The sequence below is a fragment of the Streptomyces sp. NBC_01089 genome (genome assembly GCF_045162975.1).
Classification (GTDB): Bacteria; Actinomycetota; Actinomycetes; order Streptomycetales; family Streptomycetaceae; genus Streptomyces.
On the sequence record NZ_CP108660.1, the window covers coordinates 6,202,032 to 6,220,403 of the forward strand.

General features: G+C 66.9%; 15 protein-coding genes and 1 pseudogene. 6 read left to right on the forward strand and 10 right to left on the reverse strand.

Going from position 1 to position 18,372, the window contains the following annotated elements:
* Positions 1–150: 150 nt before the first annotated feature.
* Positions 151–1,512 carry a glutamine synthetase family protein gene (locus OG510_RS27880; RefSeq protein WP_164259935.1) on the forward strand — a complete coding sequence of 454 codons (1,362 nt, stop codon included), beginning with the start codon at positions 151–153 and terminating at the stop codon, positions 1,510–1,512.
* Positions 1,513–1,642: 130 nt separating this feature from the next.
* Here OG510_RS27880 and OG510_RS27885 read toward each other — a convergent pair whose 3' ends face one another.
* Positions 1,643–2,269, reverse strand: a complete 627-nt coding sequence (locus OG510_RS27885; RefSeq protein WP_406140434.1) for a hypothetical protein — start codon at positions 2,267–2,269, stop codon at positions 1,643–1,645.
* Positions 2,270–2,723: 454 nt separating this feature from the next.
* Between OG510_RS27885 and OG510_RS27890 the strand changes: the two genes are divergently transcribed.
* The gene (locus OG510_RS27890; protein ID WP_406140435.1) at positions 2,724–3,503 is read left to right on the forward strand and encodes a hypothetical protein; all 780 of its coding nucleotides are present in this window, start codon (positions 2,724–2,726) and stop codon (positions 3,501–3,503) included.
* A 7-nt stretch (positions 3,504–3,510) separates the two neighbouring features.
* A complete protein-coding gene (locus OG510_RS27895; protein ID WP_406140437.1) occupies positions 3,511–4,137 on the forward strand; it encodes a ribonuclease D in 627 nt (208 codons plus the stop codon).
* 188 nt (positions 4,138–4,325) lie between these two features.
* On the opposite strand, the gene OG510_RS27900 is transcribed toward OG510_RS27895, so the two are convergent.
* Positions 4,326–5,564: a tyrosine-type recombinase/integrase gene (locus tag OG510_RS27900; RefSeq protein WP_406140439.1), complete on the reverse strand. Its 1,239-nt coding sequence runs from the start codon at positions 5,562–5,564 to the stop codon at positions 4,326–4,328.
* Between the two features lie 160 nt (positions 5,565–5,724).
* Between OG510_RS27900 and OG510_RS27905 the strand changes: the two genes are divergently transcribed.
* Positions 5,725–6,533, forward strand: a protein-coding gene (locus OG510_RS27905) for an IS5 family transposase (RefSeq protein ID WP_406140440.1) whose coding sequence is annotated in 2 segments (ribosomal slippage) — positions 5,725–6,064 and positions 6,064–6,533 — 810 coding nt in all. Because the reading frame shifts where the segments join, the coding sequence is not laid out codon by codon here.
* A gap of 237 nt (positions 6,534–6,770) precedes the next feature.
* On the opposite strand, the gene OG510_RS27910 is transcribed toward OG510_RS27905, so the two are convergent.
* The gene (locus tag OG510_RS27910) at positions 6,771–8,438 is read right to left on the reverse strand and encodes a hypothetical protein (RefSeq protein ID WP_406140441.1); all 1,668 of its coding nucleotides are present in this window, start codon (positions 8,436–8,438) and stop codon (positions 6,771–6,773) included.
* A gap of 821 nt (positions 8,439–9,259) precedes the next feature.
* On the opposite strand from OG510_RS27910, the pseudogene OG510_RS27915 reads away from it, so the two are divergent.
* Positions 9,260–9,346: pseudogene (locus OG510_RS27915) on the forward strand (glutamine synthetase); the annotation flags it as partial.
* Between the two features lie 95 nt (positions 9,347–9,441).
* Here OG510_RS27915 and argH read toward each other — a convergent pair.
* Genes argH through OG510_RS27945 form a run of 6 tightly spaced genes read right to left on the reverse strand, consistent with a single transcriptional unit; the run spans position 9,442 to position 15,327 of the window.
* Positions 9,442–10,737, reverse strand: a complete 1,296-nt coding sequence (gene argH, locus OG510_RS27920; protein ID WP_406140443.1) for an argininosuccinate lyase — start codon at positions 10,735–10,737, stop codon at positions 9,442–9,444.
* A 26-nt stretch (positions 10,738–10,763) separates the two neighbouring features.
* Entirely contained in the window at positions 10,764–11,453 is a 690-nt protein-coding gene (locus OG510_RS27925; RefSeq protein ID WP_406140444.1) for an AroM family protein, read from the reverse strand.
* Positions 11,450–12,700: an amidohydrolase family protein gene (locus tag OG510_RS27930; protein ID WP_406140446.1), complete on the reverse strand. Its 1,251-nt coding sequence runs from the start codon at positions 12,698–12,700 to the stop codon at positions 11,450–11,452. Before OG510_RS27930 ends, OG510_RS27925 begins: the two co-directional genes overlap by 4 nt.
* Entirely contained in the window at positions 12,697–13,632 is a 936-nt protein-coding gene (locus tag OG510_RS27935) for an ABC transporter substrate-binding protein (protein ID WP_406140448.1), read from the reverse strand. Before OG510_RS27935 ends, OG510_RS27930 begins: the two co-directional genes overlap by 4 nt.
* Positions 13,632–14,399, reverse strand: coding sequence for an amino acid ABC transporter ATP-binding protein (locus tag OG510_RS27940; protein WP_406140449.1), 768 nt, complete (start codon positions 14,397–14,399; stop codon positions 13,632–13,634). Before OG510_RS27940 ends, OG510_RS27935 begins: the two co-directional genes overlap by 1 nt.
* Positions 14,392–15,327 carry an amino acid ABC transporter permease gene (locus tag OG510_RS27945; RefSeq protein ID WP_406140451.1) on the reverse strand — a complete coding sequence of 312 codons (936 nt, stop codon included), beginning with the start codon at positions 15,325–15,327 and terminating at the stop codon, positions 14,392–14,394. Before OG510_RS27945 ends, OG510_RS27940 begins: the two co-directional genes overlap by 8 nt.
* Before the next feature lie 176 nt (positions 15,328–15,503).
* On the opposite strand from OG510_RS27945, the gene OG510_RS27950 reads away from it, so the two are divergent.
* Positions 15,504–17,150, forward strand: coding sequence for a PucR family transcriptional regulator (locus OG510_RS27950; protein ID WP_406140453.1), 1,647 nt, complete (start codon positions 15,504–15,506; stop codon positions 17,148–17,150).
* 359 nt (positions 17,151–17,509) lie between these two features.
* Here OG510_RS27950 and OG510_RS27955 read toward each other — a convergent pair whose 3' ends face one another.
* A complete protein-coding gene (locus OG510_RS27955; protein ID WP_406140454.1) occupies positions 17,510–18,073 on the reverse strand; it encodes a GNAT family N-acetyltransferase in 564 nt (187 codons plus the stop codon).
* Positions 18,074–18,372: the final 299 nt, after the last annotated feature.

Genomic DNA, 18,372 nt, shown 5'->3' on the forward strand with positions numbered 1-18,372 from the left:
AATGGAGGCTGCGGGACACCCGAGCGGGGTGAGATGTTCGGACGAGGGTTCGCAACAAGCTGGAAATCGTGTGGTGGGATGCTCATGAGCCCCGGGGACTCCGGAGGCGTGGGAGCAGGTGGCTGACCAGCAAGGATAGGTAGGAACGGTATGGATAAACAGCAGGAATTCGTGCTCCGTACGCTGGAGGAGCGCGACATCCGCTTTGTGCGCCTGTGGTTCACCGACGTCCTCGGGTTCCTGAAGTCGGTCGCCGTGGCCCCCGCCGAGCTTGAGCAGGCGTTCGACGAGGGCATCGGCTTCGACGGGTCGGCCATCGAGGGCTTCGCCCGGGTCTACGAGTCCGACATGATCGCCAAACCGGACCCCAGCACCTTCCAGATCCTGCCGTGGCGTGCGGAGGCTCCCGGCACCGCCCGGATGTTCTGCGACATCCTGATGCCGGACGGCTCCCCGTCGTTCGCCGATCCCCGCTACGTACTGAAGCGGATCCTGGCCAAGACCTCCGACCTGGGCTTCACCTTCTACACCCACCCGGAGATCGAGTTCTACCTCCTGAAGGACAAGCCGCTCGACGGCACCCGCCCCACCCCCGCCGACAACTCCGGCTACTTCGACCACACTCCGCAGAACGTCGGCATGGACTTCCGCCGCCAGGCGATCACCATGCTCGAATCCATGGGCATCTCGGTCGAGTTCAGCCACCACGAGGGCGCGCCGGGCCAGCAGGAGATCGATCTGCGGTACGCGGACGCGCTGTCGACCGCCGACAACATCATGACCTTCCGGCTCGTCATGAAGCAGGTCGCGCTGGAGCAGGGGGTGCAGGCCACCTTCATGCCGAAGCCGTTCAGCGAGTACCCCGGCTCGGGCATGCACACCCACCTCTCGCTCTTCGAGGGCGACCGCAACGCCTTCTACGAGTCGGGCTCCGAGTACCAGCTCTCCAAGGTGGGCCGCTCCTTCATCGCGGGCCTGCTGACGCACGCCGCCGAGGTCTGCGCGGTCACCAACCAGTGGGTCAACTCGTACAAGCGCATCTGGGGCGGCTCGGCACGCAGCGCGGGCGCGGGCGGCGAGGCCCCCTCGTACATCTGCTGGGGCCACAACAACCGCTCCGCGCTGATCCGCGTCCCGATGTACAAGCCGGGCAAGACCGGCTCGGCGCGGGTCGAGGTCCGCTCCATCGACTCGGGGGCCAACCCGTACCTGACGTACGCGCTGCTGCTCGCCGCGGGCCTCAAGGGCATCGAGGAGAGCTACGAACTCCCGGCCGGCGCCGACGACGACGTATGGGCACTCTCCGACTCGGAACGCCGCGCGATGGGCATCGAACCGCTGCCGCAGAACCTGGGCGAGGCGATCGAACTGATGGAACGCAGCGAGCTGGTGGCCGAGACGCTCGGCGAGCATGTCTTCGACTTCTTCCTGCGCAACAAGAAGCAGGAGTGGGAGGAGTACCGCAGCGAGGTCACGGCCTTCGAGCTGCGGAAGAACCTGCCGGTGCTGTAGACGCAGGTCAGAGCGCTACTGGCGCACTTACCGGAGAGGGCCCACGGTCGGCGACCGTGGGCCCTCTCGGCTGTCTGATTGCGGCTGGGCCGTCTGTGGGCCGTCTGGCGCCGGACGGGCCGCCCGTCCGTCACTCCAGCGGCACAGGTGCAACCGGGAGCTGCTCGCTGTGCGGCCACGTGAAAGAGCGGTCGGGTTCGAGAAGGGCTTCACCCCAGTGGATGACGTGGATGCCGTTCTCCGCGTCCGCAGTGAAGAACACGCAGACGAGCTTTGTCGTGGCTCCGAGTTCCTCGAACGCTTCATGCAGTCCGAGGTACTCCTCCGTCGTGAGGCCATCGTCCAGCTCGAACAGGCCTTCCGGCTGCTGCGGTCCATGGGCCCAGAACAGCCGGCGGCGAGTGGGGGACACGTTGGCGGGCAGTCGAGCGCGGTCCAGTGGCCGAGGCCGGTCTGCGTACCGGTAGGGGAAGAGGGCGCACTCGTTGACCACTGCGTACTCGTATCCGCGCACGTCGCGCACTGTCTCGTCCAGCTCCCGAGCCATGTCCGCGAGGTACTCGCGTACTGCTTGCGCGAGCGTCACCCCGTAGGGGCTTCGCTTCTTCAGGCTGGCCGTAAGGTGCGTCGCGTGTGCTTTCGCATGCGCCTTGGCCAGTTGCAGCGGCACGGCGGCAGCGAGCGCGCCGGCTTGTTGCCCGAACCGTTCAACTGCCCACGCTGACGGCCCGGTCCAGTCCCCACCTAACGCAGCCATACGATGCGCTCCCCCTGTAGGTTCACCTATCAACTGTGTGGCAGGTGCACCAAGCGCCTGCAAGGGGGCGAACTGGCCACGGCGGTCGAAGCCGTTCGTTGAGCGACTCGGGTCGCAAGCTCCGTTCAGCCTCTCCCACCAGTACAGCCACAACTGATTACGAACGGCCGTGACCTGCGGCCGTCTACTGGATGATCAACGCTCTGAACTGCGGCACAGCCGTCGCCAGTTGTCAGCGCTGGTCACCAACGAGCGCCCTTCCACGGCCCCAGGACGGCCCGGAAGGGCGCTCGGGTGTGTAGGGGCGCCCCCTCTGCTGATCCGCAGCCCTTGGCCCAGTGACCACGGAAGCTCAGTGCTTCGCTTAGGTCGCTACAGTCCCCTGTACAACTTCGACGGCATCTCATTGTCAGTGGCCCGGGATACCGTCGCATCTGTGGAGGAGGGGCAACAGGTGACGAGCAACCCGTACCGTCGCGTGACCAGCCTGAAGTATTGGCTGGTCTCGGTGATTTCGCTGATCGTCGGGATCTGCTTCCTGTACGTGTCAGGCCTGGGTTGGTTTGAACGGCATGAGGCCATCGGAACGCTCGCGAACCAATTCGGTGGGCTGATGATCGCCTCCGTCGCTCTAGCTCTCCTGTGGGAGCTGGTCGGTCGACGATCCTTCTTCCAGGAGATGCTGGAAGTTCTGCGTCTGAAGAACGACGTGGAATCTGCGGGACTTGATGCAATCGGCACTGACTACTCGAAGGTGGTCGACTGGGAGCATCGTCTTGGTAGCGCAAAGAAGCTAGATATCTTCGCGGCATGGGCTACGACGTGGCGCAACACACATCAGGTGCGTCTCACTCGGATCGCTTCCCGCCCTGACTCCAGGGTTCGGGTTTGTCTCCCGGACCCGAACGACACGGACTGCGTCAAGATCCTCGCAACGCGCTTCCACATGTCCGAGGACCGCGTGCGGAGCAAGCTTACGGAGGCAGTCGATGGGTATAAAGATCTCGACGGGAGAGCCGGAACCGGGCGTGTTGAGATCTATGTGTCACCTGCGTTCAGAGCTTTCACCGCGTACCGAGTTGATGACGTGTTCATCGTTAGCCTCTACCACCACAAGGACAGCCGTAGTGGTTCCGTTCCTGCCCTTAGCTGCCGAGAAGGCGGTTCGCTTTACGAATTCTTCAGCGCTGATCTCGAAGGGGTCCTGGATGCCAGCGTCAAACTCTACCCGTAGCGCGACTATGGCTGATGATGTTCAGGTCTTGACAGGCGACATCTCCTCCGAGATCTACCGAGCCATTGTCGCAGCCGGTCGCCTGGCCTGGGACATCGAAACGAATGGGCTCGATCCGCAAGCGGCACGGATCGGCACTTGCCAACTCTCAGCTCCCACGGTGCGAACAGTAGTCGTCACTGGCCTTGCTGGCGAGGTTCCGCCAAATCTGCGTCGCCTATTGGCGGATGAAAGGGTGCTTAAGGTTTTTCACCACGCTCCCTTTGATCTGTCCTTCATGGCGGCGGCGTGGAACGTGACGGCGGAGCGGGTTGCTTGCACAAAAATCGCGGCAAAGCTCCTCGCCCCTCGTGCCGCCAAGGGCGAGTACTCACTCAAGCATCTAATGGCCAAGAGCTTTGGGCTGGAGCTCGATAAGTCTGTCCGGTTTACGGACTGGCTAGCAGACGATCTGACTCAGCAGCAAGTTGAGTATGCGGTCATGGATGTGGTCAAACTTCTTGACCTGTACGACATTCTTCGAGGTCGGCTTGATAGCAGGGGACTTCTGGACCTCTACGATCGCTGTTGCGCCTTCCTCCCTGCGCACGTTGAGCTTCGGCTTCATGGCGTGGCGGATCCCTTCAAATACTGAGGCTGGATTGACCGCCCCAGCCGTAGAGGGTGTTTCCTGACCTTGCCCGCATGCACGCAGCGGGCCGCCGGGCCCGGCCAGCCGGGGCGGAGACATGAGCCAGGCCGGGCCGCTGAGGCGGCCCCGCGGCCGCGCCGTGCGAGGGCCTTGATGAAGCGGGGAAAGCTCCACCGCGGTAGAACGTCGAGCTACCTAACGCACCTGCTGCTGTAAATGCTGTCCACCGCTTGTCGAGACCGCCCGTCGCTGGCTGGCATCAGGTGGGTGTAGACCCGGAGCGTGAAGCCAGGGTCTGTGTGGCCCAGATACGTACTCAGCGCCTTGACGTTCTCGCCCGCGTCTAGAAGCACGGACGCATAGAAGTGCCTCAGCGCGTGCATGCCGTGCTCGCGAGCGGCCTGGTGACGGTCGCCCGGCTTAGGGTCGGGAATGACGCCGGCGGCTACTAGGGCGGGCTTCCAGAATCGCGTGTTGAAGTCCGTACGCCGCACTGCCCCGTCACCGGCGGGGCGAACGAACAGTAGACGCTTGGTGACCAGCGGGCCGTCAGGACGCAGCCACGGCAGCGTCACAGCTACGGGCGGGTGAGCTTCTATATGCTCCTTGAGCGCGAGCGCTACGGAGTCGGCGAGCGGCACGTCGCGCTCCTTGTTGCGTTTCGGCGGGGAGTACACCAGCTTCCCGTCCGACACTTTCACCTGGTACCCGACGTGCAGCCAGCCGGTATCAAACCCGATCTCATCGACTGGAAGCCCGAAAATCTCACCTTGCCGTAGCCCGCAGCCGCCGCCAAGGTCGATGGTTGCGCGGTACCTCTCTGGTAGCGCAGCACGCACGGCAAAGGTGCGCTCAGCAGTCCACGGGACCACTCGCCGATTATTCGGGCCCGGGGCCCGCACGGTGGTGGCTTTGCATGGGTTGCGGTGTAGGTGGTCGTCCTCCATAGCCGCCGTGAACACGGCAGATACGCTCGCGAAGATCACGCGGCGATAAGAGGATGCGGGCACCGCCCGCTCCAGCTCGGCGAGCCAGTCGCGAATGTGCTCTGGCTTGAAGGAACCGAGCGGGCGCGAACCCAGGTAGGGGATGGCGTGGCGTCTGATCTGGACTTTGACTGGTTCCCGCGTGGTCCGGTCGGTCGTCTGCGAGTTGAGCCACTTCTCGGCGTACTCGCGGAAAGTGGTGCGCCCGGCCTTCGGGTCGATGTACCGGCTGCTGTCCATGTCGGCCTTGATCTTCGTCAGCCACTGCTCGGCTAGGCGCTTTTGCCCGTCGGGGAAGCTCTGCGCCTTCTCGGTTCCGTCGGGGCCGATGTAGCGGGCGCGGTAACGCAGCCCTGTGCCGTGGCGGTCGGTCCTTTCACGGATGGTTTTGCCGTCGGTGTTGGTGGCGCTCTTGAACCAGCGGTCTTGGATGTGGCTGGCCATGCGGCGGGGATCCCTTCTCGACAGCACGCAGGGAGGGCCATGCCAGCGGCCCTCCCTGGGAGGTTGAACAGTGGTTTCGGCTGGAGCTCTGTTGATCGTTTCAGAATGAGATCGGTGTGGTGGCTTGGCAGTTGGGTGCCGGGTCGGCAGGATCTGGTGGGTGTCTGCTGACCTTGTGCCAGATGATCTGTGGGAGCGCATAGCCCCGCTGCTCCCGGAGCGACCGCCTCGAAGGCATCGGCATCCCGGGCGGTTGCCGGTGGATGACCGCACTGCTCTGCGGGGCATCGTTTACGTGCTGTGCAAGAGCGTGAGCTGGCGGGATGTCCCCGCGGAGCGGGTGGGCTGCAGCGGGGTGACGGCCTGGCGGCGTCTGCGGGACTGGACCGAGGCCGGAGTATGGCCCCGACTGCACGAGGTCCTGCTGGCAGAACTGCGCAAAGAGGGCCTGCTGGAGATGGACGACGCCGCGATCGACGGCTCGCACATCAGGGCCCTCAAAGGGGGGCTCACACCGGACCTTCGCCAGTCGATCGGGCCCGCCCCGGCAGCAAGCACCACCTGATCGTCGACCGGCACGGAACCCCGCTCGCCGTCTCTCTGACCAGCGGAAACTGCCACGACGTCACCCAGCTCATGCCGCTGCTGGACGCCATACCCCGCATCCGCGGCCTGCGCGGCCGGCCACGCCACCGGCCCCGGCGACTGTTCGCCGACCGCGGCTACGACTACGACAAATACCGCCGTCTCATCCGGGCTCGCGGGATCACACCCAAGATCGCCCGCCGCGGCACCCCGCACGGTTCCGGCCTCGGCAAGACCCGGTGGGTCGTAGAGCGCACCTTCGCCTGGCTCCACCAGTTCAAAAGACTCCGCATCCGCTACGAGATACGAGCCGACCTCCACCTCGGACTACTCCAACTCGCCTGCAGCATCATCTGCTTGAGACGACTCCGGACCTCATTCTGAAACGATCAGTAAGGCGGTGGCGGTGCAGTGGCCGCCTGCGTAGCAGCGGCGTGCGCTTGGCTTGCGGCGCGCGTCTGTGTTCCGTCCGTGCGCCGAAGCATGAAGAGGGACGCCAGTGCGAGCACACTCGGCCCCGAGAGGGCGATGATCCCGTGACACGGGGCGAAGCCTGCCTACACGGAGCTGGACACGTGGGACTGGGACCACGCGCGCGGCAGGTCAGCGCGCATCCAAGGCTCATCCGGTAGGCACCACGACTGCGATCAGTTTGCCGTCGCCGAGGTGAAGCCAACCCCTCCCAGGGATTACATCTCCACCGACCATGGCGTCTGCCATCTTGGTTCCGATGAGGCGTCCTGAATACTTCTCCCTTGGTGCTAGCAACATCCCTCGGTGGGCTTTCCTTGCCTCACTCAACCAATAGCCAGTCGAACCGAGTTCGCCTTCATGTCCGCCTAGAACGACTGCGATTCCATCGTCAAATCCATGCTGTAGAAGATTCAACATCACGCGCCGAGAGTCAATGTTGTCCACGGCCTCGGCGTCATCAATCACAAATGCGATCGGACTCTCCTTGGAAGCTCGTGAAATCAATCCCTCTAGGCGCTCATTCTTGAACTCGCCCTGATCGAGGCAGGTCATCACGCCGTCATGCTCTGTAATATCGCGCAAAGGAGACGGTTTTGGGGCAGCCAGCACGAGCTGAACCTTCGAGGCAAGTAGCGAGCGTGCAATAGTCGTCAAGGCGGTAGAACGCCCCGACCCAGGCGGCCCGGCAACGATGAACGCTGGAGCCGTCCCGGAAGCCAGATCGGGCCCGAACGCAGTCAGGTCACTGCCCCCGACTCCAGCAAGAGCCCACATCCTGGACGCATTCGGGCTACGCATCTCCCACGCATCATCGAAACTGATCGAATCCGGCAGAGCCTCGTAGTTGGCGGTCACGTCCAGTGCATTCCGAGCCCGCTCCCATAGGCCGAGCAGTAGCACGTGATCTTCTAAGTCCAGCCCCATCACGTTCGAGAACGCAACGAGAGCTTCGAGGTCAGGTAGCTCACGATGCGTGTGCCACCGAATCCACGCATCCGACGAAACACCGGTTTGCTCCTCAAGGCGAGTGAAGGACCATTTCCGCTTCGCCCTGTACTTCTCCAGGAGATTGTGGAGCATTACCAATTCAAGCTGAGCCGGAGAGGGTTCCAATTCGAACTCCCTGCTCTTAACTCCATAAAAGGTCGCGTTCGCCGGACGATTCTCTGCACTCGCATCGGCCAGTCGAACAAACCCTGGGCTGCGGCGCACGATACCTAGGAATACCCTCAAAGCGTCTTTGTCGTTCCACAGTGCTTGCGATGCATTGATGATTAGTCCCTTGAGCGACTCCTCCGCGTAGTTGATGCGCCTCTCGAAGTCGTCGGGGTCCGCAGGTGTTTCGGCATCTGTAGTTGAAGGGCCCCGCGCGTCCTCGTCCCTGCGCTGGCTGGCTGCCTCCTCCGGGCGATCGGCAACTTCCGGTCCATTGTCGCGGTCGCCTTCGCAAAGAGATTCGGATTCAGGCGGCTCGACCGAAGCTTGAGCGGCCGTTTCCTGGAATGCTCGCTTCCATAGGTATTTGAACCGGTTGACTTCACGTTCTGTATTTTCGCGACGCGCAAGTTTGGCCAGAACGTCGACGATGACTTCTAGACGCCCCCACGTCGGCAGGTTGGGTTTCTGAAACGCGTCCAACACCGCCTGATGGTTCACGATCCAGTAGCCCTGCGCGTCCTTCCCCACCCGATCCCGAATGGAACGTGCAGACGGTAGGCCGGCGTCGAGCCGTAGATCGTGAAGTTCACCGTTGAGCTTTGTCAGATGAGGCTGACCGGCCAGCTCGGGTCTCCTCCATGCCTGAGCGGTAGCCATCAGCTCTCCTTCCGACGAACACCTGTCAGGTGCTTGAAGCCAGGGCGCCACAGTCAGGGCGTGTCACACGCCGTCAAGCTCAGGCGGCTCCTGTCTCAGGCTGTCAACGCTTGTCCTGAGGCTGTCAGCGCCCATCCCAATGCGAACACGCTTGATGTGAAAGGTACTTGGGACACGGAAGGTAGATCCACATGAAGGCAGGAAAGTCGCGTCATGCTCTCGTCGTGCTGGTCGGACTTGTGACCGGGGGCCTCACCCTTTGCGCTCCCGATGTCGGGGCAGCGGTGGTGGGGGCATGCACCGTGATAGCCGTACTCATCCAGGTCATGCACCGAGAATGACGTGGGCGCGGGCCTGACCCCGCTAACCCACTGAAGAGCTGCGCGCCACGGCTCACGGACGAACCCCACCTCGTGTGCCCGCGCGGCGAGAGTGCGCCCTACTGCTATGGCTTCCTCGTCGGACGTCATGCCGCTCATCGTGTCCACACCGCGCCCTACCGAACCGCTTCTGATCACCCTGTGGGCCAGGGGCGGGCCAAATGTGGATACACGTTCGAGGGTGAGCTGGTTTTGGCTGGTCAGGAGGGTGCGACAGCCGCAAGCCCCACGGTCTTGAAAGCCGTTCAGTTGCGAGGCACTACCACCGTGTTCCCCATGCGCGGCGTAGCTGAGGGCGCCATCCCTGGGCCATCCCTGGGCCGTCGCTGGGCCGTCAGAGGGCGGCCCGTAGCGACCAACAACGACCGTCAGCGACCCTCGCGCAGCTGGTCAGTGGGGTTCTGGGCCGGACAGCCGCAGGCCGCCGGCAGCGCTCATCAATTCCTGCGCAACAAGAAGCAGGAGTGGGAGGAGTACCGCAGCGAGGTCACGGCCTTCGAGCTGCGGAAGAACCTGCCGGTGCTGTAGGGGGTGGCTTTCTCACCGGGTGAGAAAGCCACCCGGGCCGGCGGCATCCCGCCGTCGGCCCGGAGCCGTCTCGTTCGCCCTGACGGCCGCCGCGCCTACGGCACGAGGCCGTCGAGGCGCGCCTGGAGCCGGTCGAGCTGCTCCCGGTAGGCGGCGGGCATACCCCGCGCGTGACGTGCGGCGACCGCCTCCTCGACCGTGGGGGACGTGAACTGCTCGCCCGCGGCGACTCGCGCGGCGACGGCGTGGTGGGCGTCACGGAAGGTGCTCCCCTCGACGACCAGTCGTTCCGCCACATCGGTCGCCACCGTGCGCCCGTCGGCCGCGGCCGCGTGCATGGTGTCGGCGTTGAATCCGATCGTGGCGTAGGCCAGCGAGAACACCTCCGCGGACTGCCGTACGGCGTCGATCTGCTCGTACGCCTCCGGCCTGGTGTCCTGCAGGTCGCGGTTGTACGAGAGAGGAATCCCCTTGTGCAGGGCGAGCAGCCCGGTGAGCCTGCCGATGGCGATGCCGGTGCGTCCCCGCACGAGTTCGGCGACATCGGGGTTCTTCTTCTGCGGCATCATGCTGGAACCGGTCGCGACGGAGTCCGCCAGCTCCGCGAAGGCGAACTCCTGCGAGGTCCACAGCACGAGCTCCTCGGCCATGCGTGAGAGGTGCACCATCGTCACCGTCGCCGCGTAGCACAGGTCGAGCAGGAAGTCCCGGTCGGACACGGCGTCGAGGCTGTTCTCGAAGCTCGCCGTCATGCCGAGTTCGTCCGCGCTGAACTCCGGGTCAAGACCGAGGCTGCTTCCCGCGAGAGCCCCCGCGCCGAGCGGCGAGACGGCGGCGGCTTCTCCTGCGGCGTCGAACCGGGCGATGTCACGCAGGAGTGCGGTGGCGTGCGCCGCGAGATGGTGCCCCAGGGTGATCGGCTGCGCGCGCTGCAGGTGGGTGTAGCCGGGGAGGATCAGATCGCCTTCGCCGCGTGCCCGGTCGAGGAGGGTCTGTACCAGCTTGCCCACCGAGCGCGCCGCCCCGGCGGCGGCGTCACGGGCCCACAGCCGGGTGGCCACGGCCGTCTGGTCGTTGCGGGAGCGCCCGGCGTGCACGCGCTTCCCGAGTTCACCGAGGCGCTCGACGAGGATGCGCTCGATCATGGAGTGGATGTCCTCGTCCCGGTCGGGGGCGAACTCCACCTCGGCCAGCGCGTCCCGCAGCGCCCGCGCATCGGACGCGTCGAGCAGCCCCTGGCGTTCGAGCATGCGGACGTGGACGATCGAGGCCCTGATGTCGTACGGCAGCAGCCGGCGATCCTGCTCGACGAGCACGCTGAAGTCGAACACCTCTGGATCGAGGCCGCGTTCCAGGCGTCCGCTCCACAGGGGCTTGGGTCGGGTGGTCATTCCTACTCCGTTTCGTCGGGGTCTCGTCAGCGTGCGCGGTGGCCGGGGTCCGGCACGGTGAGAGCGGTGAGCGTGTGGCCGAGCACCACGGCGGGGCAGATCACCGGGAGGCCGGAGCCGTGTGCGGCCTCCGCCTGGTGCCCGGCGCCGAAACCCATGCAGTCCAGTACCAGGAGCGTCGCGCCGGAGTCGGCCAGTTCGCGTGCGGCCTCGGCCACGGGCGGCCCGCCGCCGTACGGGTCGGCCGCGGCGTACAGCACCTCCGGACCATGGTGGGCCCAGGACTCGGGCGCATCGGCGAGGTCGGAGGGGAGGCTGATCACACCCAGCCGCCGGCCCTGCGCCGTGGCGGCGACAGTGCCGTGCAGGACGGCGCCGGAGTCGAGGACCAGCAGTTCCTCGCGCCCGATGTCCGGGAGTGCGCCGGTACACAGATAGGCCGCGAGCCGTACGTCGGACGGCAGCCTGGCCGCGGCAGCCCGCAGCAGCGGCGGCAGTGCGTCACGCCGGACCACGACGGTGCTGCCGTCGGCGAGCCGTGTTTCGATGCCCGCCGGGCCCACCGGGGCCTCCAGCTCGCCGAGCTGTCCGGACGACAGGCCGTCCAGCGCGCCCTCACACACCAACGGGACGTCCGCCCCGAGGATGTCGGCGAGGGTCGGCTCGATGTCGGATCGCGGGCTCTGGCCGATGGTGAGCAGTCCGATGGGCCTCATGCGGAGCCGCCCAGGACGACGCGTCCCTCGATGACCACCGCGCCGAGGGGCGCGGTGCCCATGCTGACGCAGATCTCGTTGGGATGCGGGCAGTCGACGATGGTGAGATCGCCGCGCTTCCCGATGTCGATCGAGCCGCGGTCGTGGCCGCGTGCGCAGGCGTAGGCGGCGTTCAGTGTGGTCGCGACGATCGCTTCGGCAGGGGTCATGCGGAACCAGCTGGTCCCGAGCGCGAGGCTGAGCAGCGTCGACGTCGGATGGAGGGCGGAGCAGTAGTCGGTCGCCAGCGCCACCGGGACACCCTCGTCGATGAACAGCCGTGCGTTGGCCCGGCGTTCGTCGAGATAGAGCTGCTCGGCGACCGGCAGCAGCACGGCGACCGTGGAGGTGGTTCCCACCTCACGGATCTCGGAGTCCGGGGTGTAGGTCAGGTGGTCGGCGGCGATCGCGCCGCCTGCGACCGCCGTCGCCCAGCCGCGCGAGGCGGCATTGGCGTCGGCGTGCACCCGTGCGGGGAGTCCCGCCTTCCGGGAGGCGTCCAGCAGTTCCGCGGCGAGGCCCTCGTCGAAGACTCCCCTCTCGCACACGAGGTCGTGCAGGTCGGCGATGCCCTGCTCGACCACGGCGGGCAGCATCTCGTCGCGTACGAGCCCGGCGTAGCTCTCCGCGTCCGCCGCCTCGGGGGGCACCACATGCGCACCGAGGAAGGTCAGCACCAGCGACTGCGGGGTCGTGGCGCGCGAGCGGTGCAGCAGGTCGAGTGCGCGCAGCTCCTGACGCGTCGACTGTCCGTACCCCGTCTTCACCTCGACGGTCGTGGCGCCCCCGCGCAGCAGCTTCGCGTAGGCACGTGCCGCGTCGGAGAGCAGCGCACCGTCATCGGCCTCGCGGGTGTGCAGCACGGCCGCGCCTATCCCGCGCGGCGCGGTCGGGTCCCGCGGGACTGTGCCGGAGAGCTTCTCCGCGTACTCGTGGTGCCGGTCACCGCCGAAGAGCGGGTGGGTGTGGGACTCGACCAGCCCCGGCAGAACGGTGCGTCCGCGGGCGTCAAGCGTCGGGGCGGGGCCCGCGGCGCGCAGCACCTCGTCGGTCGGTCCTGCGGCCACGATGCGGCCGGACCGGATGGCGACCGCGCCGTCGGCGAGGATCTCCACCTCGCCCTGCGCCCGTCCGCGCCGGGGGCCGCCGTCGTCCCGGACGAGGACGAGGGCCGCGGCGCCCACCACGTTGAGGTCTTCTCCGCTCATTGCCTTCCCTTCAGGTTCAAGCCAGGTTTCGGTAGCGCGGACCCCTGCAAGTTCCAGGTCCTCAGCAACTCGGCGTACACGCCGTCGTCGAAGAGCTTGCGGGCCGCGTGGAGCACCGCCGTCGTGAGTTGCTTCTTCTGCTTGGAGATCGCGATCGCGTACGGGGCGGGGTTCAGCGGCTTCCCCAGCCGGACGAACGTGCCGGGCGCCTGCTTCATGACGTAGGCGAGCGTCTCCGGTTCCTGTACGGAGGCGTCCACCCGGCCCTGCTGCAGCTGCAGTCGGGCGCTGGCCGACGAGTCCACGCCGACGATGTCGATCGGTGGCTTCCCGGCCGCCACACACTGTTCGGCGCTGAACTTCTGGATCGTGCCGTAGTTGTCGGTGGTCTTGCTCAGCCCGATCGACCGTCCGCACAGCTCCCGGAGGCCGTGCTGGGCGCCCGCCTTCCGTGTGGTGGTGAAGACCTGGGCGCCGGACCGGAAGTAATCGATCATGTCCAGGGTCTGCTCCCGGGCCCTGGAGTCGGACAGCCCGGAGATCACCAGGTCCACGCGGTCGGTGTTGAGCGAGTTGATCAGCTGGTCGAACGGCGAGACCGACACCTGCAGGCGGACCCCGAGCGTCCTGGCCAGCGCCCGCGCGAAGTCCAGATCGAATCCGTGCATCTCCGCCGAGCCCGGTGGCTTGAACTCCATCGGCGCGAAGATGGGGTTCAGGCCGAGGACCAGGCGGCCCCTCCTGCGCACATCGGCCGGCAGCATCTGCCGCAGCTGCGGGTCGACCTGTACGGAGCCGAGGGCCTTCCGGTTCGACGGGGGATGCAGCGCCGGGGTGTCCCGCGGGCTGCCGCATCCGGCGAGGGCGAGCAGCATGACGACGGTCGGCACGATCAGCGCGCGCGGCGTGCGCCGCCTGGTGGGGATCGCCATCACAGCACCTTGGACAGGAAGGAGCGGCAGCGGTCACTCCGGGGGTTCTCCAGCACGTCGGAGGGGTTCCCCGCCTCGACGATCACGCCGCCGTCCATGAAGGCGACCGTGTCGGCGACCTCACGGGCGAAACCCATCTCGTGGGTGACCACGATCATCGTCATGTCGCGCGCGGCAAGCGCGCGCATCACGCCGAGCACATCGCCGACGAGCTCGGGGTCGAGCGCCGAGGTCGGTTCGTCGAACAGCAGCACTGCCGGATCCATCGCCAGTGCGCGGGCGATCGCCACCCGCTGCTGCTGGCCACCGGAGAGCTGCGAGGGGTAGTTGCCCTCCTTCCCGGCGAGGCCGACCTGGGCGAGCAGCTCACGGCCACGCTCCGCGGCAGCCGCCTTGGGGTGCCCGAGTACGTGCACCGGCCCCTCGATCACGTTCTCCAGCGCGTTCATGTGCGGGAACAGGTTGAAGTGCTGGAACACCATGCCGACGCGCGCACGGAACGAGGCGACGTCGCGCTCGCTGAGCTGGTGGAGCTTGTCGCCCTTTCTGCGGTAGCCGACGAACTCGCCGCCGACTTCGAGCACACCGCCGTCGATGGCCTCCAGCCGGTTGATGCACCGCAGGAACGTGGACTTGCCCGAGCCGGAGGGACCGATCAGACAGCACACCTCCCCGGCCGACACTGAGAGCGAGACCCCGTTCAGCACATCGACGTGGCCGAAGCGCTTGCGCACCTCGTGGGCGAAGACCAGTGGTTGCTCATCCATGTGCGTCTCCTGTCCGCCGGTTCCCCCGCCGCGTCCGTCGCGTCGAGGTCATCGCCTTCCACACCGTTTCGGCCAGCGTCGGGCTGGAGCCGTGCGTGCTACCGCGGTTGAACCGCCGCTCGACGAAGTACTGCGCGACGCTGAACACCGAGACGACGACCAGGTACCAGACGGCCGCGACGATCAGCAGTTCCATCACCTTGCTGTTGATGAAGTAGATCTGCTGCGCGCTGTTGAGCAGTTCGCTGTAGGAGATCGCGCTGGCCAGAGCGGAGGTCTTGAGCAGGTTGACGAAGTCGTTGCCCAGCGGCGGGACGACCACCCGCATCGCCTGCGGAAGCACGATCCGCCGCATGATGCGCATCGGCCGCATCCCGATGGCCATGGCCGCCTCACGCTGCCCCGGGGCGACCGAGGAGATCCCGGCGCGCACGATTTCCGCGATGTAGGCGCCCTCGTTGACACCAAGTCCCAGCACCGCGGCCACGAACGGCGTGATCAGCGACACCGTCGGTACGCTTCCCAGGCCGGGGAGACCGATGCGCGGCAGGATGATCGCGAGGTTGAACCACATCAGCAGTTGCAGGTACACCGGCGTACCGCGGAACAGCCATACGTACAGCCACGAGATGGCCCGCGTCACCGGGTTCTCGGAGAGCCGCATCAGTGCGAAGACGATCCCGAGCACGACACCGAGCACCATCGAGACGACGGATATGAGGACCGTGTTGCCGAGGCCCTTGAGGATGACGCCGATGGTGAGGAACGAGCGTACCGTTCGCCAGTCGATCGAGCTGTGACCGAACAGCCACACTATGTATCCGAGCACCACGAGCGCGATCGCGCCGTAGATCCACCGTCCGTAGTGACGCAGCGCCACCATCTCCGGTTCGCCCCGGAGAGTCGTCTCCGGGGATGTCTGCACCATGGTCTCCCCTTGGGTGGTAGTCAGCCGTTTTCGGCCATGTCTGGTTGTGCTGGATGGCTGGGCGGCGCCCCTTGTGCGGGTGCCCGGTGGCCACTCTCCACCACGGCGTACGGAGCCCGCATGCTCGTGACGGAGAGAACATGGGCCCCCGATTGCTCGTGTGCGAGCATGCTCGGGTGACGACTCTTCATGAGCTGCTGCGGGGTGTCGGCGCGCGACGGCTGCGGCTCCGCACCGCGGAGGACGACGAACGGTCGATATCCGGCCCGGTCTTCGTCCACGAGCGCCCGTCGGCCGGGTGGGACGACCACGGCCCCCTGGCGGGAGGCTGCCACGGGGGTGTCGCCCTGCTCATCGGTGCGGTCCCGCAGGGCTCGGCCGTCCAGGAAACGGTCCGGTCGCTCACTGCGAGCGGCGCCGGTGCGGCGGTGATCCGGGCATCGCCGGACGCCGAGCCCGCGTCCGCCGAGCTCGCCCGTGGTTGTGCGGAGGCCGGCATCGCACTGCTGGAGCTGGCCGATGAGGTGCCCTGGCTGGATCTGGCGGGGCAGCTCAGGGACGTTCTGACGATCACGGCATCGGTGCCGCAGCTGGGCACGGGGGCCGGCGAAGGTGTCGCCGACCTGTTCGCGCTCGCCGACATGATCGCCGCGACGGTCGGCGGCGCCGTGGCGATCGAGGACCAGCACGAGCGCGTACTGGCCTACTCCAGCCTCGCGGACCAGCCCACCGACGAGGTCCGCAGATCATCGATCCTCGGCAGGCAGGTGCCCGATCTGCCGTACAACCCGAACACCTACGAGCGGCTGCTGAAGTCCGTCTCGGTCGTGCGGTTCGCCGGGGTCGCGCCGACCCTGCTCCCCAGGCTCGCCGTTGCCGTACGGGCGGAGGGCGAACTGCTCGGCGCGCTGTGGGCCATCGACGCGGGCGGGGACCTCGGTGCTGCCGCGGAGGACGCGCTTCAACGCGCAGCGAACCTCACCGCGGTTCACCTCGTGCGGGCCCGCCAGGCCCGGGACGCCGAGCAACTGCAGCGGACCCGGGCACTGGAAGCGATGCTCGGCGGCACGATGGCACCGAACTCCTGCGCGGCGCAGCTCGGCACGGATGTGTCGGCCACGGCGCTCGTCGTCAGCTTCGGCGTCACCGCCGGGGAACGCTCGCCGCGATCGGTCCCGGCGCGACTCGCCCAGGTGGTCCACAGCCACTTCGAGGTCTACCGCAGGCCCGCGTTGTGCGGTGTGGTGGACGACCGGGCCTACGCGGTGCTCGCGGAACCACAACGCACCGGGGAACTGCTCGGACTGATCAGGTGGACGGCCGCGAACGCGTCCGTGGCGCTCGGTACAGCGGTGCAGGCGGGCGTCGGCCACGACACCGCGAACTGGACGGCCCTCCCACGAGCACGCCGGGACGCCGACCGGGCCCTGCGGGCCGTCTCGGCCGACCCGTCGAGCGGTCCCGTCGCCACCTGCGCCGACGTCGCCTGCCTCGTCGTGCTGGAGGAACTCGCCTCCGACCCGAATGAGGCGCTCGCCGACCCCGTACCCGCGGTCAGGGCGATGCTCGACCACGACCGGCGATTCGGTACGCACTACGCCCGCACGGTCCACACCGTACTGGCGCACGGCCCTCGCGGCGGCGACGCGGCAACGCTGCTGAAGGTGCACCCGACCACGCTGCGCTACCGCATGCGGCGTGCCGAGGAACTGTTCGGTCTCCATCTCGACGATCCCGACGCCCGCCTGGTCACGTGGCTCCAGCTGCGACTCCGCGGCACGGCGGATTCCGCCCCCGCCCCCGCCCGCACCGACGGGCCGTAGCGGAATCGCCCGTGATCCGTACAGCGTCGATCTCGACGTCGGGATGCGCTCCTCCGTACGAGGTGGGTCACCGGGGGCGCCGGGACGCGGCACGCAAGTGCGGTCGCCCCGGCCTCGGTTGCGCGCCCGCCCAGCAACGCTGCGCGGTGCGCGAATGTCAGGAAGAGACCGGCATCATCGCCGGGATCCCCGGCTTCCTGAGCCGCCGGAGCCGACTCCACCCAGCTCACAGCAGCGTGGATGCCCGGCGATTCTGGCGGATGGTCCACCCACCAGGCTGTGCGGCAGGGCTTCTCCTGATGGACTGACGCCTGCGGGCCCGCGGCGCGATGCCGCCGGCCCGGGACCGTGTCAGATGCCTACCGCTGCTCCCACTGCTCCTTGGTGATCTCGTATCGGACGCCACCGTGCTCGGCGCCCTCGACCATCGCCATGTCGGGAGGGGTGGGGATGGTGTCCGCCAACCTCATCCGGAGCTTCTCCATGATGTTGCGCGAACCGTGGTTCACGGACATCGTCTCGGCCCAGACCATGCGCACACCGAGTTCGGTGAACGCCCTGTCCAGCAGAGCCCGCGAGCCTTCGGTGGCGTACCCCTTGCCCCAGGCCGCCCGCCGGAGCCGGTAGCCGAGTTCGACCTCGTCCAGTGGGCCCTCCCGCTCGGGACGCAGGATGAACCAGCCGATGAACGCACCGCCGTCCTTCTCCTGTGCGGCGAACAGTCCGAGCTGGCCGTGCCACTTCTCGTAACCGGCGATGATGTTCGGCAGGTAGCTCTCGCGGACGACCTCAGGCGGCGTCGGCTCGCCGCCGGTCAGGTAGCGCATCACCGCCGGGTCGCTGTCCAGCTCGATCAGCAGGTCCGCGTCGTCGGCGGTGAAGTGGCGCAGAGCCAGACGCTCGGTCTCCAGATAGGTGTCCACGGACCGGATCATGCCGGATGGGGATCGGGCAGCTCAACGGCTTTACTCGAACACCGGCGCTGCGACGCCAACTGCCGGGCTCAGCAACGCCGGGACCGGCCCAGGCCCAGCCCCCGCGCCTCAGGGCGGACTGTGAACTCGCCTGTCGGGGAACGGTGTTGACCGATCGCCCGCCCGGCGAAGGGCTCTTGGACTTTGCGGAGGCACCTCTTGTCTTTTCGTCGTCAGGCGTTGACCGGGTGTCAGTTGATGCGTGAACGTGCTTGTTCAACGCCTTCGGTGAACAGAATCACTCACCG

Excerpts from the sequence above, each read along its gene's own strand:
- OG510_RS27930 (WP_406140446.1), bottom strand. The coding sequence starts at position 12,700 with ATGAGCGGAGAAGACCTCAACGTGGTGGGCGCCGCGGCCCTCGTCCTC.
- OG510_RS27945 (WP_406140451.1), bottom strand. The coding sequence starts at position 15,327 with ATGGTGCAGACATCCCCGGAGACGACTCTCCGGGGCGAACCGGAGATG.
- OG510_RS27900 (WP_406140439.1), bottom strand. The coding sequence starts at position 5,564 with ATGGCCAGCCACATCCAAGACCGCTGGTTCAAGAGCGCCACCAACACC.
- OG510_RS27880 (WP_164259935.1), top strand. The coding sequence starts at position 151 with ATGGATAAACAGCAGGAATTCGTGCTCCGTACGCTGGAGGAGCGCGAC.
- OG510_RS27935 (WP_406140448.1), bottom strand. The coding sequence starts at position 13,632 with ATGGCGATCCCCACCAGGCGGCGCACGCCGCGCGCGCTGATCGTGCCG.
- OG510_RS27895 (WP_406140437.1), top strand. The coding sequence starts at position 3,511 with ATGGCTGATGATGTTCAGGTCTTGACAGGCGACATCTCCTCCGAGATC.
- argH (WP_406140443.1), bottom strand. The coding sequence starts at position 10,737 with ATGACCACCCGACCCAAGCCCCTGTGGAGCGGACGCCTGGAACGCGGC.
- OG510_RS27885 (WP_406140434.1), bottom strand. The coding sequence starts at position 2,269 with ATGGCTGCGTTAGGTGGGGACTGGACCGGGCCGTCAGCGTGGGCAGTT.
- OG510_RS27925 (WP_406140444.1), bottom strand. The coding sequence starts at position 11,453 with ATGAGGCCCATCGGACTGCTCACCATCGGCCAGAGCCCGCGATCCGAC.
- OG510_RS27910 (WP_406140441.1), bottom strand. The coding sequence starts at position 8,438 with ATGGCTACCGCTCAGGCATGGAGGAGACCCGAGCTGGCCGGTCAGCCT.
- OG510_RS27940 (WP_406140449.1), bottom strand. The coding sequence starts at position 14,399 with ATGGATGAGCAACCACTGGTCTTCGCCCACGAGGTGCGCAAGCGCTTC.